Origin of the sequence: Shewanella sp. 38A_GOM-205m, from assembly GCF_000518445.1 — a bacterium.
Lineage (GTDB): Bacteria > Pseudomonadota > Gammaproteobacteria > Enterobacterales > Shewanellaceae > Shewanella > Shewanella algae.
This window is the reverse complement of the sequence record NZ_JADP01000032.1, coordinates 1-13,465: the sequence shown is the minus strand read 5'-3', so window position 1 is coordinate 13,465 and position 13,465 is coordinate 1. Positions and strand designations below refer to the sequence as shown.

Here is a 13,465-nt window from a genome sequence, read left to right as displayed (position 1 = left end):
TTAAGGTGGTTGCAGTATTACTTATGATTTAAGTTTGATAAATTTCATAAATTCCTTTTAGAAATGAATAAAGTCATGGATCTTAATGCGGTGCGTCAATTTATCAAGGTGGCGGAATGTCTGAGCTTTACCGAAGCCGCGGTGCAGCTGGGACTGACTCAGTCGGGACTGTCCCGGGCTGTCAGTCGCCTGGAGCAACAACTGGGAGTCAGACTACTGCACAGAAATACCCGTAGCCTGAGCCTCACCCCTGATGGACAACTGTTTCTCGCCCGCTGCGCGCCACTGGTTTCCGGGTTAGAAGAAGCCAGGATTTCGCTGCAGGAGAATCTTTGTCTGCCCAAGGGATTGCTGAAGATCAGTGCCCCATCGGCCTTTGGTCGAGTCGTGGTATTACCCATAGTGTCAGGTCTGTTGGCCCGTTACCCTGAGCTCAAGATAGAGATGGAACTGACCGACAGGTTGGTGGATCTGGTTGATGAAGGATTCGATGCCGTCATCCGCACGGGTGAAATCAAGGACTCACGCCTGATTGCCAGACCGCTGAAGGCACTTGAATGGGCGACCTTGGCTTCGCCCGGGTATCTTGCCTCTCACGGTACACCCGATACGCCCGCCGCGCTGAGGCAGCATAACTGTTTGCGGGTGCGAAGTCCGCTGAGCGGTAAACCTGTCAGTTGGCGTTTCAGTGAAGGTGGCAGTCAACTGGAGTATGATTTTGACGGCAACCTGATACTCGATCACGGTGACCCTTTGCTGGAAGCGGCCTGCCTGGACACGGGAGTGGTACAACTGATGCGCTATTTTGTTGATGATGCACTGCAGCAAGGCAAATTGCAGGAAATCCTCCCGACCTATGCACCTCGGCCTCATCCTCTTTTTCTGGTTTATCAACCCTCAAGGCAGCACTCTGCCAAACTCGAAGTGTTGCGGCAGGCACTGCTTGAGCAGTGGGGCGGTTAGCTGGAGACAGAAAAGGCGCCATTAGGCGCCTTTTTTACTTGGAGATAGCGATTACAGGCTGTCTTCAACGCCGCCCAAGGCGTCGACCAGTGCCAGCATCAGCGCAACCAGTTCGCTGCTCATCAGCTCAAAGTCGGCGTCCAGTTTGGCCAGCGGATCCTCACCGGCAACATCATCGGTGGCGGCGCGGAATTCTTCCGAGAACTTGAGGCGACGCAGTCCGGCATCGGATTGCAGCACAAAGGCGATGGACTGACCGAAGTGCAGTGCCAGTTTATGCACCTGCTTGCCGGTTTCCAGGTGAGCCAGTACTTCCTCTTCGCCCAGATCCTGCTGCTTGAAGCGCACGGTTGCGCCATCATCGGCGGCAGATTTGAGCTCGGCTTCATCCTGAATGGTGAAGGGGGCAGGGGCATTGCCTTGCTTGAGCCATTCGGTCATTTGCACTTCAATCGGTGTCTTGGTGCTCATTGGCACCACAGGCAGGCTGCCGAGCGCCTTACGCAGCAAGGCCAGCAGTTCTTCGGCCTTGGCGGCGCTGGAGCTGTCTACCAGGATCAGTTGCTCATCCAGCAGCAACAGTGCCTTGATTTGGCTGCGACGGGAGAAGGCTCTTGGCAACAGAGTGGTGGTGATTTCATCCTTGAGCGCATCTTTCTCTTTCTTGGTCAGCTTGCGGTTTTCTTCCTCTTCCAGCAGCGACACCTTTTCTTCCAGCGCTTCCTTGATGACCTGAGAAGGCAGCAGCTTCTCCTCTTTGGTGGCACAGATAAGGTGGCGGTTGTTGGCGCTGTGAACCAGGGTGTGCCCCAGTTTGCCCAAAGCCTTGGAAAAACCGAACTTGCTGATGTCCTGACTGGAGCAGGGAGAAAAGGTGAAGCCCTCAAGGGCCGTCTCCAGTGCCTCTATATCGGTGGAAAATGGTTTGTTGAAACGATATACGGTGAGATTTTTAAACCACATGACAGGCGCTCTTTGAAAAATAAAGCCGCAGTGTAAGGCATGAATTCCTCTAGGTAAACCCGCCCTGCTAGCACAGATTTTTTCGCTCTGGGCAGATTTAACCAAAATGTCATATAGCCCTTTGCTTGCCGCGAGGCCCCGTGGTGATGGGCTTTTACTGGTTGCAGTACAGGTCTTTGATGCCAATGAAGCCAACAGGTTAAAAGATGAAATAAAACTGCAATAGACTCGTTGCACACTTTCGCTCGTTCCAAACCAATAACCAAGACGAAGAGAACGTCGAAAGGAATTAATGATGAACGCATTTTGCAAAACACTACTCGCTTCAGCTATCGCTTCAGTCTCTCTGGCCTCTGCCCATGCAGCCGAGCCGCTGACCGTTTACGGCAAGCTGAATGTTACTGTTCAGTCCAACGACGAGGCCGGTGCTGACGATTCTGAAACCACGGTTCAGAGCAATGCCTCTCGTTTTGGCGTGAAGGGCGAATTCGATCTGGGTAACAACCTGGCAGCATTCTACACAGTGGAATACGAAGTAGACACAGGCGATGATGCCAAAGACAACTTCCTGGCCCGTAACCAGTTTGTTGGTTTGAAAGGTAACTTCGGTGCCATCTCTGTGGGTCGTAACGACACCATGCTGAAAGTGTCTCAAGGTAAAGTGGACCAGTTCAACGACTTGTCAGGCGACCTCAAGAGCCTGTTCAAGGGGGAAAACCGTATCGAGCAAACAGTGACTTACCTGTCGCCTTCATTCGGTGGTTTTAAAGTCGGTGCCACTTACGCTGCCGAAGCCGCCAAGTCACAAGACGGTGAAGATGGTTTCTCAGTTGCCGCCATGTACGGTGACAAGGATCTGAAAAAGAGCGCAGTATTCGCCTCTGTTGCTTACGACTCTGAAGTTAAGGGCTACGATGTTCTGCGCGCCACAGTACAGGCCAAGCTGGCCAACTTCATCCTGGGCGGTATGTACCAGCAGGAAGAAAAGTCAGTGGACGGTGACAGCAAGAACGGTTACCTGCTGAGCGCGGCTTACAAGATTGACGCCGTGACCCTCAAAGGTCAGTGGCAAGACATGGAAGACAAGGGTGATTCCTGGTCTATCGGTGCCGACTACAAGCTGGGTAAGCCTACCAAGTTGTTTGCCTTCTACACCAATCGCTCCATGGAAGATATGGACGATGATGACAAGTACATAGGTGTTGGTCTGGAACACAAGTTCTAAACGACCACAGCTGCAGCGAAGGAGGCCTTGGGCCTCCTTTTTGTTTGCACTGTTTGTAGGCAGGAGGCGTATTGAGGTAGCTCTTTGTCGCGCTGCTGTTGGATTTTGCCTTTGCCTTTTGCGGATGAATCCAGCCAACTCAGCCGAACGGCTCTTGGGCGCGTTCCTGCAGTGTGAAAACAGTAGTCTGGAAATTGTGTCAGTGCCGTGTCCCTGAAAGATAATTCGCGCCTGGCCTAACAGGGAGCCGCGGCTCTAATTGGTTAAGTTAAGGCTAACTTATTGTTTGTTGTAGACTTGTAATCTAAATTCAGCTGCAGTGAGATTGTTGCTCGTGGCGGTCAATAATGGCTCTTTGGTAAGCTTTTCATTCCAGTTTCAAGTGTTTAATCGGGAAAATTGTGACAAAATAGCGGCGTTAAAGGTGTCAGAGTCGGCCCTTTTCATAATTTTGTAATAAAACTGTCCAATAATGGCCACGTGGAAATTCACTGACAGAAACCGTTATGACTGCAAGGATTTTAATAGTAGAAGATGAGTTGGCTATCCGTGAGATGCTGACTTTTGTTATGGAACAACACGGGTACACCACCAGTGCCGCCGAGGACTTTGACTCTGCGTTGGCACTGCTCAAGGAACCTTATCCGGATCTTATTCTGCTGGACTGGATGTTTCCCGGTGGCAGCGGTATTCAGTTTGCCAAGCGATTGAAGCAAGATGAGTTTACCCGCCAGATCCCCATTATCATGCTCACCGCTCGCGGCGAGGAAGAGGACAAGGTCAAAGGCCTGGAAGTGGGCGCCGATGACTATATTACCAAACCGTTTTCCCCCAAGGAGCTGGTGGCTCGCATCAAGGCGGTTCTCAGACGCGCCGCACCAACCCGCCTGGAAGAAACCATAGACGTGCAGGGCCTGACCCTGGATCCTGTCAGCCACAGGGTCACAGTGGGGGATTCTGTGCTGGAGATGGGGCCGACCGAGTTTCGTTTGCTGCACTTCTTTATGACTCACCCGGAACGGGTCTACAGCCGTGAGCAGCTGCTGGACAATGTCTGGGGCACCAATGTCTATGTCGAAGACAGAACCGTGGATGTGCATATTCGTCGCTTAAGGAAAGCCGTGGAGCTGTCCGGGCACGATAAACTGATCCAAACGGTTCGCGGCGCAGGTTACCGCTTCTCTACCCGTATCTAGCGGGGTAACAATGGGCATGGGCCGGGTTTTGCGTTATCTTGTGCAACCATCGGCCTTTTGCCTGGGCATTTTCTATGTTTGATTCCTATTCGGGTTATCGGCTGTTTTCCCGTTTGATGCTGTACCTGGCGGCTTGTTTGCTGCTTGGGTTGCTGCTTGGTCAGTTGCTCTTGGTACTGTGTCTGGGAGCTTTTCTATTATTGGGTTGGCACTATCGCCAGCTTATCCGGCTCAATTACTGGTTGTGGCGCGATCGCCGCTTAACGCCGCCACAGGGCAGTGGCAGTTGGGAAGGGGTGTTCAATGGTATCTATCGCCTGCAGGGTAAAAACCGCAAGCGGGTGAGTCAGTTGGCAGGGCTGCTGGGAAGGTTTCGCCAGGGGGCCGAAGCACTTCCCGATGCGGCCGTGGTACTCGATTCAGAGCACAATATTCTCTGGTGTAACAAGTTGGCGCAGCTGCTGCTTGGCTTTGTCTGGCCGCAGGATAATGGTCAGCGAATAGATAACCTTATCCGGCATCCCGACTTTTCGGCCTATTTGAAGAAGGGCCATTACAAGGAGCCGCTGGAGCTGCCGTCCCCGGTTTCGGATAAACGTCTGCTGGAAGTGCGCTTGATGGCCTATGGCGACAGGCAGTTGTTGCTGATTGCCCGGGATATCACCCGGGTTAGGCAACTTGAGGGGATGCGCAAGGAGTTTGTTGCCAACGTCTCCCACGAGCTGAAGACGCCGCTCACTGTGCTGCAGGGGTATCTTGAGATGATGCAGAGCATGGCCGAACCCGACTCACCCAATGTCAAGGCGCTGGAGCTGATGCAGCAGCAGACTGGCAGGATGCAGTCCATGGTGGAGCAGCTGTTGGCTTTGTCGCGGATTGAAGATGCCGCAGATATCAACCTGGAACACACAGTGGATATGAAGCAGTTGATGACCACCTTAAAAGAGGAGGGTGAAGCGCTCTCCCGTGGTCGCTACCAACTGAGCTTCTATGCCGAACCTGGTCTCAATACTCATGGCAATGAGTTGCAGCTGCGCAGTGCCTGCTCCAATCTATTGTCCAACGCCATACGCTACACTGAACCGGGCGGCAGTATTGAGGTGCGCTGGCAACGGGTGGCAACCGGCGCCATGTTCAGTGTTAAAGACAGTGGTGAAGGTATTGCACCGCAGCATATCAGTCGCCTGACCGAACGCTTCTATCGGGTCGACAGTGCCCGCTCGCGGCAAACCGGTGGCAGTGGTCTGGGGCTGGCAATAGTGAAACACGCCCTCAGTCATCACCACAGCGAACTCAAGGTGGCCAGTGAGCTTGGCAAGGGCAGTACCTTCAGCTTTGTGATCCCGCAGCATCTGCTGGAGCAGCAAGCTTCCTGACGCGTTTGACTGCATTAACCCTATTAAGGAGCCTTTGGCTCCTTTTTGCTGTCTAGCGGGAAGAGGTAGGCTTTGTGCGCTCTTTTTCAAGCCTGTGGCAAATGGCAATCTCACGGTCATGATTAAGCAAAGGCTTTAGTATATTCAAGGAAACTGTTGGGGCGACATTGTCAATCGAGGGTCCTTTATGCCGAAATGGCTTCAAGGCGTGGCTGGCAGTTATTTTCAGTCTGTTATTTTCGATACCCAGTTACAGCGTATTTATTTTGGCTTGTCATGCAACTGTCATTTTTAAGTCATAGACTTGTCATTGTGGCAATTGATACTGGCTGCGTTTTAGAAACCAAGTTCGGTAAAAACTGGAGCAAATAATGAAATTGAAACAGCTTGTCGGCGCGGTAACCCTTACGGCCGCTGGTGTATTCTCTGCAGCATCTATGGCTGCTATCGATCAGTCACTGCCAACCTACGAGAAAACAAGTGGTGTTTCCGGTAACTTGTCTTCCGTCGGCTCTGACACTCTGGCCAACATGATGACTCTGTGGGCGGAAGAATTCAAACAGATGTACCCTAACGTCAACATCCAGATCCAGGCTGCCGGTTCTTCAACTGCGCCTCCAGCTCTGACCGAAGGGACTTCTCAGTTCGGCCCAATGAGCCGCAAGATGAAGCCAAACGAAGAAGAAGCGTTTGAAAAGCACTATGGTTACAAGCCTACTGCGATTCGTGTAGCCATCGATGCCCTGGCGGTTTTTGTTCACAAGGACAACCCAATCAAGGGCCTGAGCATAGAGCAGGTTGATGCTATCTTCTCCTCTACGCACAAGTGTGGTGGCAGCGATATCACTCGCTGGGGTGATGCCGGTCTGGACGGAAGCTGGTCTGCCAAAGACATTCAGCTGTACGGCCGTAACTCAGTATCCGGTACTTACGGTTACTTCAAGAAGAAAGCCCTGTGTAAGGGGGACTTCAAAGCCAACGTGAACGAGCAGCCAGGCAGCGCCTCAGTGGTTCAGTCTGTATCTCAGTCGCTGAACGCTATCGGTTACTCAGGCATAGGTTACAAGACAGCCGGTGTTAAAGCCGTGGCTCTGTCCAAGAAGGGCACTGACTATATCGCTGCAACACCAGACAATGCTGCCAGCGGTACTTACCCACTGTCACGCTACCTCTACGTTTACATCAACAAGCATCCAAACAAAGAGCTGTCACCCATGCAGCGCGAGTTTGTCCGCTATGTCCTGTCCAAGCAAGGTCAGCAGGTTGTTGAGAAAGACGGTTATGTTGCACTGCCAAGAAGTGTGATTGCCAAAGACCTGGAGAAGGCTGGTATCCGTCTGTAAGACATGCTCCCTTCGAAGAAAAGCCCGCATCGCGGGCTTTTTTGTGTTTCAGTCCATGGAAAACAGCGCAGGGGCGCGCTGCTGCATGAACTCGATAAAGAGTTTCACCTTGAGTGGTTGCTGGCTGCGTTGATGATAGAGCAGGGAAATACGCCGTTTTTCTCCCTTCCACTCCGGCAGCAATACCTGTAGCCGACCATCTTTCAACTCCTGTTTGCAAAAGAGCTCTGGGCCATAAAGAATCCCGCCGTCATTCAAGGTTGCACGGATGGCACCGTGGAGATCCGTCAGGGTCAGGTTGGCCGGGCCGTCATAATAGAAGGCATCGCCATCGGGATGGCGCAGCGACCAGTTGAACAGAGGCCAGACCTTGATCACCTTATGTTGACTGAGCTGCTGCGGATGATTGAATACCGGCGCCTTTCGAAGATACCCGGGGGAAGCCACCAAGCGATAATCCAATACCCCGAGAGAGCAGGATACCCAGGAGGAGTCCGGCTGGGTGCCGCCGACTATGGCAACATCTATGCCTTTGTCGATGAGATCCACCACCTCATTGCTTTGGGCGATATGCAGTTTGATATCCGGGTAGCACTCGCAAAATTCGTTCAGTGTCTCGATGAATATCATAGAGATTATCGAGATGGGGGCGGCAATTCTCAGGGTGCCTTCGGGCTTGTCGGCGCAGGTGCCGCTGGCCAGGGCATCAAACTGGGCTATCAGCTGCTGATAACGTTGGAATAACTCCAGTCCCTCTTCGGTCAACCTCAGTTTGCGGGTGGTACGCATCAGCAGTTGTTTATCCAGCACAGACTCCAGCTTGGCCAATTTGCGGCTGACGGTGGCCACCGGCATATCCAACACTTTGGCGGCCTGGGAGAAACTGCCGGCATTGACCAGATGTACAAACAAGTAGAGCAGTTGCAGTTCGGGGGCCTGATTGTCACTCATTGCGGTTCCTCAATGTGCCAAGGATATGTTTAAAACGCTTGTCTGCCGGTTTCTACGACCATAGCGCAATGGCTGGCGGATAACGACTATGGTATCTTGCCGGCGTCTCTGCCGAACTTACTTAGCTGTACTGATAAGGGGCAGGCAAGATACAAAATTCCCCCGCCATTTTCGCAGATCCCCGGCGGGAGTACGACAGCCAAAGTCAGCAAAATGGAAGAAGTATGACTGGAATCATTACTCCGCTGATCTCTGTGTTTGGCATTATGCTCGCAGGTTCACTGGTACAGAAAAGCAAAATCCTGCCGGATGGTACGGATGCGGCGCTCAATCAATATGTTTACTACATAGCTTTTCCGGCCATTATGATGATAGTGCTGGCAAGAACTTCTTTCGAGGAGATCTTCCAGTGGCATTTCATCGTCGGTTTCAGCGTGGCAATGATGCTGACCTACCTGCTGGTGTTGCTGATTTCCGGCTGTTTCAGGGCGGGCCAAGGGGTAGGGGCAATTCGCGCCTTGAATGCCACCTTTGGCAATACCGCCTTTATCGGTATCCCCATGATGATGATAGTCTACCCGGGAAACCAGCTGGCGCTGGCCGCGGCGGCCATTGCCAGCCTGCTGTCTGTGGTGATGTTTGCCGTGGCACTGGTGTCGCTGGAGCTTGCCAGAGATACAGAAAATAAGGCGCATCCCTTGTTGATTATTGTTGAAGCGCTGGCGAAAAACCCGATTGTTATCGGCAGCGCCCTGGGCGTTGCCGTCTCAGCATCCGGTATGGCTCTGCCGGATGGGATAGAGATGATGATAAGTCAGATAGGCGCCACCTCCAGTCCCTGCGCCCTGTTTGCCATAGGTATGGTGTTGGCCAAGGCGACCCGGGTTCGCGGCGCCACCCGCTTACCTGGGCCTTGGCAGTTGGCTGAGCTCTTTGGCATCAACGCCTGCAAGCTGTTACTGCAACCTCTGCTGGCTTATCTATTATTGAAAGCCATGGGGATCAGCGGCACCAATCTGCAGATGGGGGTTATTCTTGCGGCCCTGCCTACGGCAGCGAGTGTATACTTACTGGCGCAGCGTTATGACACCAAGGCCGGGGTTAGTGCTCAGGGGATATTAGTGGGCACGCTGATCACCTTTATCAGTTTGCCTTTGATAGCGGCATGGGCCGTCTAGGGAAGAACACAGGGAATAATTAATCGACAGATATTTACTGTATAAAAAATCAGTATATACTGTTTATCAATACAGTGTTTTGGGAATTCATTATGCTTTGCCAACTCAGCATCAATAACTTTGCCATAGTGCGTTTTCTGGAGCTGGACTTCCGTCCGGGAATGACCAGTATTACCGGCGAGACCGGGGCGGGTAAATCCATTGCCATCGATGCCCTGGGGCTTTGTCTCGGCAACCGGGCCGATGCCGCCAGCGTGCGTCCCGGTGCCAGCAAGACGGAAGTCAGTGCCCGTTTCTCTCTGGCGGATGTCCCTCTGGCCAAGCGTTGGCTGGAAGATAATGATCTCGAACTCGAAGATGAATGTATTCTACGGCGCACCATAGGCAGCGATGGCCGCTCCCGCGCCTATATTAATGGTAACCCTGTGCCGCTGACTCAGCTCAAGGCCTTGGGGCCATTGCTGGTGGGGATCCACGGCCAGCATGCCCATCACGCCATGCTCAAGACAGAGCAGCAACTTTACCTGCTGGACAGCTATGCCAATCATAAGCTGTTGCTCGATGGTGTCAGCAGTGCCTATCAGCGTTATCGTCAAATCGAGCAGGAGCTGCGGCAACTGGTGCTGTCGCAGCAGGAGAGAATCGCCCGCAAGCAGTTACTCAGCTATCAGGTGGAAGAGCTCAACGACTTTGCCCTCGGGGAGCATGAATTTGCCGAGATAGAGCAGGAGCACAAGCGTCTGGCCAACAGTACGGCGCTGATCGAGTCCTGTCAGTTGGCCTTGATGCTGCTCAGTGAGGGCGAAGAGGCCAACATAGAGTCATTGCTGAACCGGGCTGTGCATATCAGCGCCGAGCTGGAGAGTGTCGATTCTGAGCTGGCCAATGTTGGCGGTATGCTCAACGATGCCCTGATCCAGGTGCAGGAAAGCAGCAGCGAACTACAGCGCTATCTGGACAAACTCGAGTTGGATCCAGAACACTTTGCCATGCTGGAGGCGCGACTTTCCAAGGCGATGCAATTGGCGCGCAAGCATCAGGTGATGCCCTCAGAGTTGTATCAACACCATCAGCAGTTGCTGACCGAACTGGGTAGCCTCGACTCAGATGAGCAGAAGCTCGAAGAGATAGAGCTGCAATTGGAAGCCAGCAAACAGAATTACCTGACCCAGGCGCAAAAACTCAGTCAGAGCCGCAGCCGCTATGCCAAAGAGTTGGACAAGTTGGTCACGGCTTCCATCCATGAACTCAATATGCCCAAGGGCAAGTTCAGCATAGCGGTGGAGTTCAGCCCTGAGCAGATGTCGGTCAACGGCAGTGACAGGGTTGAGTTTCTGGTGACCACCAACCCGGGGCAGCCACTGCAGAGTCTGGCCAAGGTGGCCTCGGGGGGCGAGCTTTCCCGTATCGGCCTGGGTATTCAGGTGATAACCGCCCGTAAGGTGGCCACCCCGACACTGATTTTTGACGAGGTGGACGTGGGGATTTCCGGACCAACGGCTGCCGTGGTGGGCCGCATGTTGCGCACCCTGGGAGAATCGACCCAGGTATTGTGTGTGACTCATCTGCCGCAGGTGGCAGGTAACGGCCATCAGCATATGTTTGTTGCCAAACATGCCAAGGGTAGTGGTACTGAAACCTCCATGGTGGCACTGGATAAAGAGCAGCGGGTACAGGAGCTGGCTCGGTTGCTTGGCGGCGATACCATCACCAGCAATACCCTGGCCAACGCCCGTGAGCTGCTGAGTAGTTAAGCTTCAAGGCAGTTAACAAGTCAGTTAATTCAAGAACGGCGCCCACATGGGCCACCTGTTGTACGTGTCAGATCCCAAGCTCAGTGATCCGGACAGGCGATAGGAAGCGCCCTGGCTCGCAGCAAGGGGCGGGTAACTTTCGCAATATGTTTATCAACATTCCGGATGGCAAAGAGAAGGGGATCCAGGTGATCCCCATCGGTGACTTTTCTTCCAAAGATCAGTTTGCCAGCGCCACAGCAAACTCGGCATAGTGGCCGCGAGCCGCGCCGCTTTTTTCGCCGTAATGGGCGTCATGATGCCAAATAGCCAAGTTGCGTTTAATACCATGCTCAAAGGCCTGCTTGTCCTTGAGCATGTCATCAGTCTATGAGTCAATCACCGATTAGCTGCCATTTGCCACTTTGGGCTTCTTCCTGTGACAACAAAACCTTATCATTGGTTTCGAATGCCTTTTGCTTAAAATTAGTCTTCTGATTAATCATTTTCTTTTCGCCGGATACAGTTAAGGTTTGTCGAACCTCACCATCACAAATTAGATTGAGTTTCTTGCCAATAACATCAAATTCATTCTCATAACCTGAGCAAACCAAGATTGTAACTCCTTCCGATAGTTCAAATTTTTCCTGTATATTCATTTATCTGTCCTTGATAAAAAACTTCCTGACTTGCAAGCTATCTTATGAATGTAATACTTTTCTGTGAGAATGCTCTTATTATATAGTGCAGACACTAATATTGGTTGGGAAAGTCGCTTCGGGGTTCAAACTCAGTCAATTCTGTTGCGAAAACAAACTAAATCAGTATTTTTTGTCTTTGTCAAAAATTTGACCTTTGGCTAATTGTTTTCACATCCAGTACTGGCTATTGTAAAGCTAATTCAAACGCTTAGCTTTAGCACCTCCTTAAGCTTAAGGCCGAAAGCAGCAGTACTTTTCCGTTTTCAGCGGAATGCAGGGACGAACAGAGTTTGGACCCGTGCGGTAGCCATGGCTTTACTTAACGCTTTTTGTAGGGCCTTTGGTTGTGCGGCTTGAAGCGCTCATGACAAGCACCTCAGAGCTGATTTTTTATACAGTGTTATTGACGTTCTGGACAAAATGCCGGAAATTTGCAACTAAGTTTGCGCGTTATTTCTGTAATATTTTAGAAAATATTATTAAATTCATAAAGTTAAAAAATACAGCTGGTAGATAATAGGTTTGGAAACCGCGCATGCGCGTTTAGCTGCAAGGGATATTAGGACCAAACTCTATTATATCCAGCGAATACAAACAGATAGTGATGCGCGTTTACACTCCTCCGAGGACTAAAACGCACATGCGCACTATACAGCTGTTAACTGCTAAAGGAGTATTGTCAGTCGATGAATGAAGAAGAATATTTAAAGAAATTTGAATCTGACGAAAAAAGAGAAGTCGATTCAAAGCATCTAGAGGCTTTTAAACTCGCAGTTGATACGCGCAAGTTCGAGATTGAATTGTATTGGAAACGCGCCACGTATTTCTGGACATTTATAGCTGTTACCTTCGCAGGTTACGGTGTTGTATACCGACTACCGGACAATGAAAAAGGTTTTCTAGATTTCTTTCTGGCATGCTTTGGTCTTATCCTTTCCCTTGCATGGTACTTTGCCAATCGAGGGAGTAAACAATGGCAAGAAAATTGGGAACATCACGTTGACCATTTGGAAGATAAAGTAACTGGACCTATTTATAAGCTTGTTCTTCGTAGAAACATGCCTACAAACGCGCTTCAATGGATAGAGTTTTTCTTAACCGGACCAAGTAGGCATTCCGTATCAAAAATTAACCAGTTGATCAGTCTCTACGTTGTATTGCTGTGGGGCTTGGTTGTGTGGAAAACACAAAAGAATTGGCAGCTGTGTAGTTGGTCTAACGATGACTTAGCAATCTTAGTCGTAACCATACTCGCAGCATTTGGGGTAGTGTTTGGTTCTAGGACATACTCTGGCGGTCATTCCCACCATGTCCATGAACGAGATTCTAAGATCGAGCCTAAAAGCAGTTAACAAGCCAATGCATGGGACGTCACCGCTGCGCCTCCCATGATTGGAGCGTTATGTTTTAACCTGATCGAAATACAGGACAGCCATATCTTTTTGATGTTTCACACAGCCTTGACTAGGCTTTGAAATACCCATCAAAGCTAAGTCGAGGTTGGTTATGACTACCGCTCGTCGCCAGTTGATAGATGCTGAAAGTACGCCCTTTTACCACGTAATTAGCCGTTGCGTGAGAAGGGCATTTTTGTGTGGTGAAGATGCACTGTCGGGGCGCAGTTACGAACATAGGCGTGGCTGGATAGTGGATAAAATCAGGCAGTTGTCGTCAATATTCTGCATCGACGTTTGCGCTTATGCGGTCATGAGTAATCACTACCATTTGGTGCTCAAAATTGACCTTGCTGCGCAACAGTCGTTGTCGCCATTTGAAGTCATTGAGCGTTGGACAGGGCTCTTTAGTGGCAATCCTGTGGCGGCAAAGTTCCTCAAG

The 13,465-nt window shown here is 51.2% G+C and carries 11 protein-coding genes and 1 pseudogene; 9 read left to right on the top strand and 3 right to left on the bottom strand.

From position 1 onward, the window contains the following. The first annotated feature begins 75 nt into the window (after positions 1-75). Positions 76-963 carry a LysR family transcriptional regulator gene (locus tag N512_RS0116235; RefSeq protein WP_028781004.1) on the top strand — a complete coding sequence of 296 codons (888 nt, stop codon included), beginning with the start codon at positions 76-78 and terminating at the stop codon, positions 961-963. A gap of 51 nt (positions 964-1,014) precedes the next feature. On the opposite strand, the gene rdgC is transcribed toward N512_RS0116235, so the two are convergent. Beyond that, positions 1,015-1,926 carry a recombination-associated protein RdgC gene (gene rdgC, locus N512_RS0116230; RefSeq protein WP_025889123.1) on the bottom strand — a complete coding sequence of 304 codons (912 nt, stop codon included), beginning with the start codon at positions 1,924-1,926 and terminating at the stop codon, positions 1,015-1,017. A 292-nt stretch (positions 1,927-2,218) separates the two neighbouring features. Between rdgC and N512_RS0116225 the strand changes: the two genes are divergently transcribed. The 4 genes from N512_RS0116225 to N512_RS0116210 all read left to right on the top strand — a co-directional run bounded on the left by N512_RS0116225 (position 2,219) and on the right by N512_RS0116210 (position 7,066). Next, complete coding sequence (locus tag N512_RS0116225) at positions 2,219-3,151, top strand: porin (protein ID WP_025889124.1); 933 nt, start codon at positions 2,219-2,221, stop codon at positions 3,149-3,151. Between the two features lie 506 nt (positions 3,152-3,657). Next, entirely contained in the window at positions 3,658-4,347 is a 690-nt protein-coding gene (gene phoB / locus N512_RS0116220; RefSeq protein WP_025011640.1) for a phosphate regulon transcriptional regulator PhoB, read from the top strand. A 74-nt stretch (positions 4,348-4,421) separates the two neighbouring features. Further along, a complete protein-coding gene (gene phoR, locus N512_RS0116215) occupies positions 4,422-5,723 on the top strand; it encodes a phosphate regulon sensor histidine kinase PhoR (protein ID WP_028781003.1) in 1,302 nt (433 codons plus the stop codon). A 371-nt stretch (positions 5,724-6,094) separates the two neighbouring features. Beyond that, positions 6,095-7,066: a PstS family phosphate ABC transporter substrate-binding protein gene (locus N512_RS0116210; protein ID WP_028781002.1), complete on the top strand. Its 972-nt coding sequence runs from the start codon at positions 6,095-6,097 to the stop codon at positions 7,064-7,066. 48 nt (positions 7,067-7,114) lie between these two features. Here the strand turns inward: N512_RS0116210 and N512_RS0116205 are convergent, their stop codons facing one another. Continuing rightward, entirely contained in the window at positions 7,115-8,017 is a 903-nt protein-coding gene (locus N512_RS0116205) for a LysR family transcriptional regulator (protein WP_025011643.1), read from the bottom strand. A 224-nt stretch (positions 8,018-8,241) separates the two neighbouring features. Between N512_RS0116205 and N512_RS0116200 the strand changes: the two genes are divergently transcribed. Both N512_RS0116200 and recN read left to right on the top strand, forming a co-directional pair. Further along, positions 8,242-9,195: an AEC family transporter gene (locus tag N512_RS0116200; protein ID WP_028781001.1), complete on the top strand. Its 954-nt coding sequence runs from the start codon at positions 8,242-8,244 to the stop codon at positions 9,193-9,195. Positions 9,196-9,287: 92 nt separating this feature from the next. After that, the gene (gene recN / locus N512_RS0116195) at positions 9,288-10,949 is read left to right on the top strand and encodes a DNA repair protein RecN (RefSeq protein ID WP_028781000.1); all 1,662 of its coding nucleotides are present in this window, start codon (positions 9,288-9,290) and stop codon (positions 10,947-10,949) included. 374 nt (positions 10,950-11,323) lie between these two features. Here the strand turns inward: recN and N512_RS0116185 are convergent, their stop codons facing one another. Further along, positions 11,324-11,587, bottom strand: a complete 264-nt coding sequence (locus N512_RS0116185) for a hypothetical protein (RefSeq protein ID WP_028780999.1) — start codon at positions 11,585-11,587, stop codon at positions 11,324-11,326. A gap of 728 nt (positions 11,588-12,315) precedes the next feature. Between N512_RS0116185 and N512_RS0116180 the strand changes: the two genes are divergently transcribed. Further along, entirely contained in the window at positions 12,316-12,981 is a 666-nt protein-coding gene (locus N512_RS0116180) for a RipA family octameric membrane protein (protein WP_037475316.1), read from the top strand. Positions 12,982-13,135: 154 nt separating this feature from the next. Next, positions 13,136-13,465 (top strand): annotated as a pseudogene (locus tag N512_RS24715) (alpha-amylase family glycosyl hydrolase); the annotation flags it as partial.

What these genes read in the sequence shown, in the direction of transcription:
- N512_RS0116235 (WP_028781004.1), top strand. Translation starts at nt 76, where the DNA reads ATGGATCTTAATGCGGTGCGTCAATTTATCAAGGTGGCGGAATGTCTG.
- rdgC (WP_025889123.1), bottom strand. Translation starts at nt 1,926, where the DNA reads ATGTGGTTTAAAAATCTCACCGTATATCGTTTCAACAAACCATTTTCC.
- N512_RS0116225 (WP_025889124.1), top strand. Translation starts at nt 2,219, where the DNA reads ATGATGAACGCATTTTGCAAAACACTACTCGCTTCAGCTATCGCTTCA.
- phoB (WP_025011640.1), top strand. Translation starts at nt 3,658, where the DNA reads ATGACTGCAAGGATTTTAATAGTAGAAGATGAGTTGGCTATCCGTGAG.
- phoR (WP_028781003.1), top strand. Translation starts at nt 4,422, where the DNA reads ATGTTTGATTCCTATTCGGGTTATCGGCTGTTTTCCCGTTTGATGCTG.
- N512_RS0116210 (WP_028781002.1), top strand. Translation starts at nt 6,095, where the DNA reads ATGAAATTGAAACAGCTTGTCGGCGCGGTAACCCTTACGGCCGCTGGT.
- N512_RS0116205 (WP_025011643.1), bottom strand. Translation starts at nt 8,017, where the DNA reads ATGAGTGACAATCAGGCCCCCGAACTGCAACTGCTCTACTTGTTTGTA.
- N512_RS0116200 (WP_028781001.1), top strand. Translation starts at nt 8,242, where the DNA reads ATGACTGGAATCATTACTCCGCTGATCTCTGTGTTTGGCATTATGCTC.
- recN (WP_028781000.1), top strand. Translation starts at nt 9,288, where the DNA reads ATGCTTTGCCAACTCAGCATCAATAACTTTGCCATAGTGCGTTTTCTG.
- N512_RS0116185 (WP_028780999.1), bottom strand. Translation starts at nt 11,587, where the DNA reads ATGAATATACAGGAAAAATTTGAACTATCGGAAGGAGTTACAATCTTG.
- N512_RS0116180 (WP_037475316.1), top strand. Translation starts at nt 12,316, where the DNA reads ATGAATGAAGAAGAATATTTAAAGAAATTTGAATCTGACGAAAAAAGA.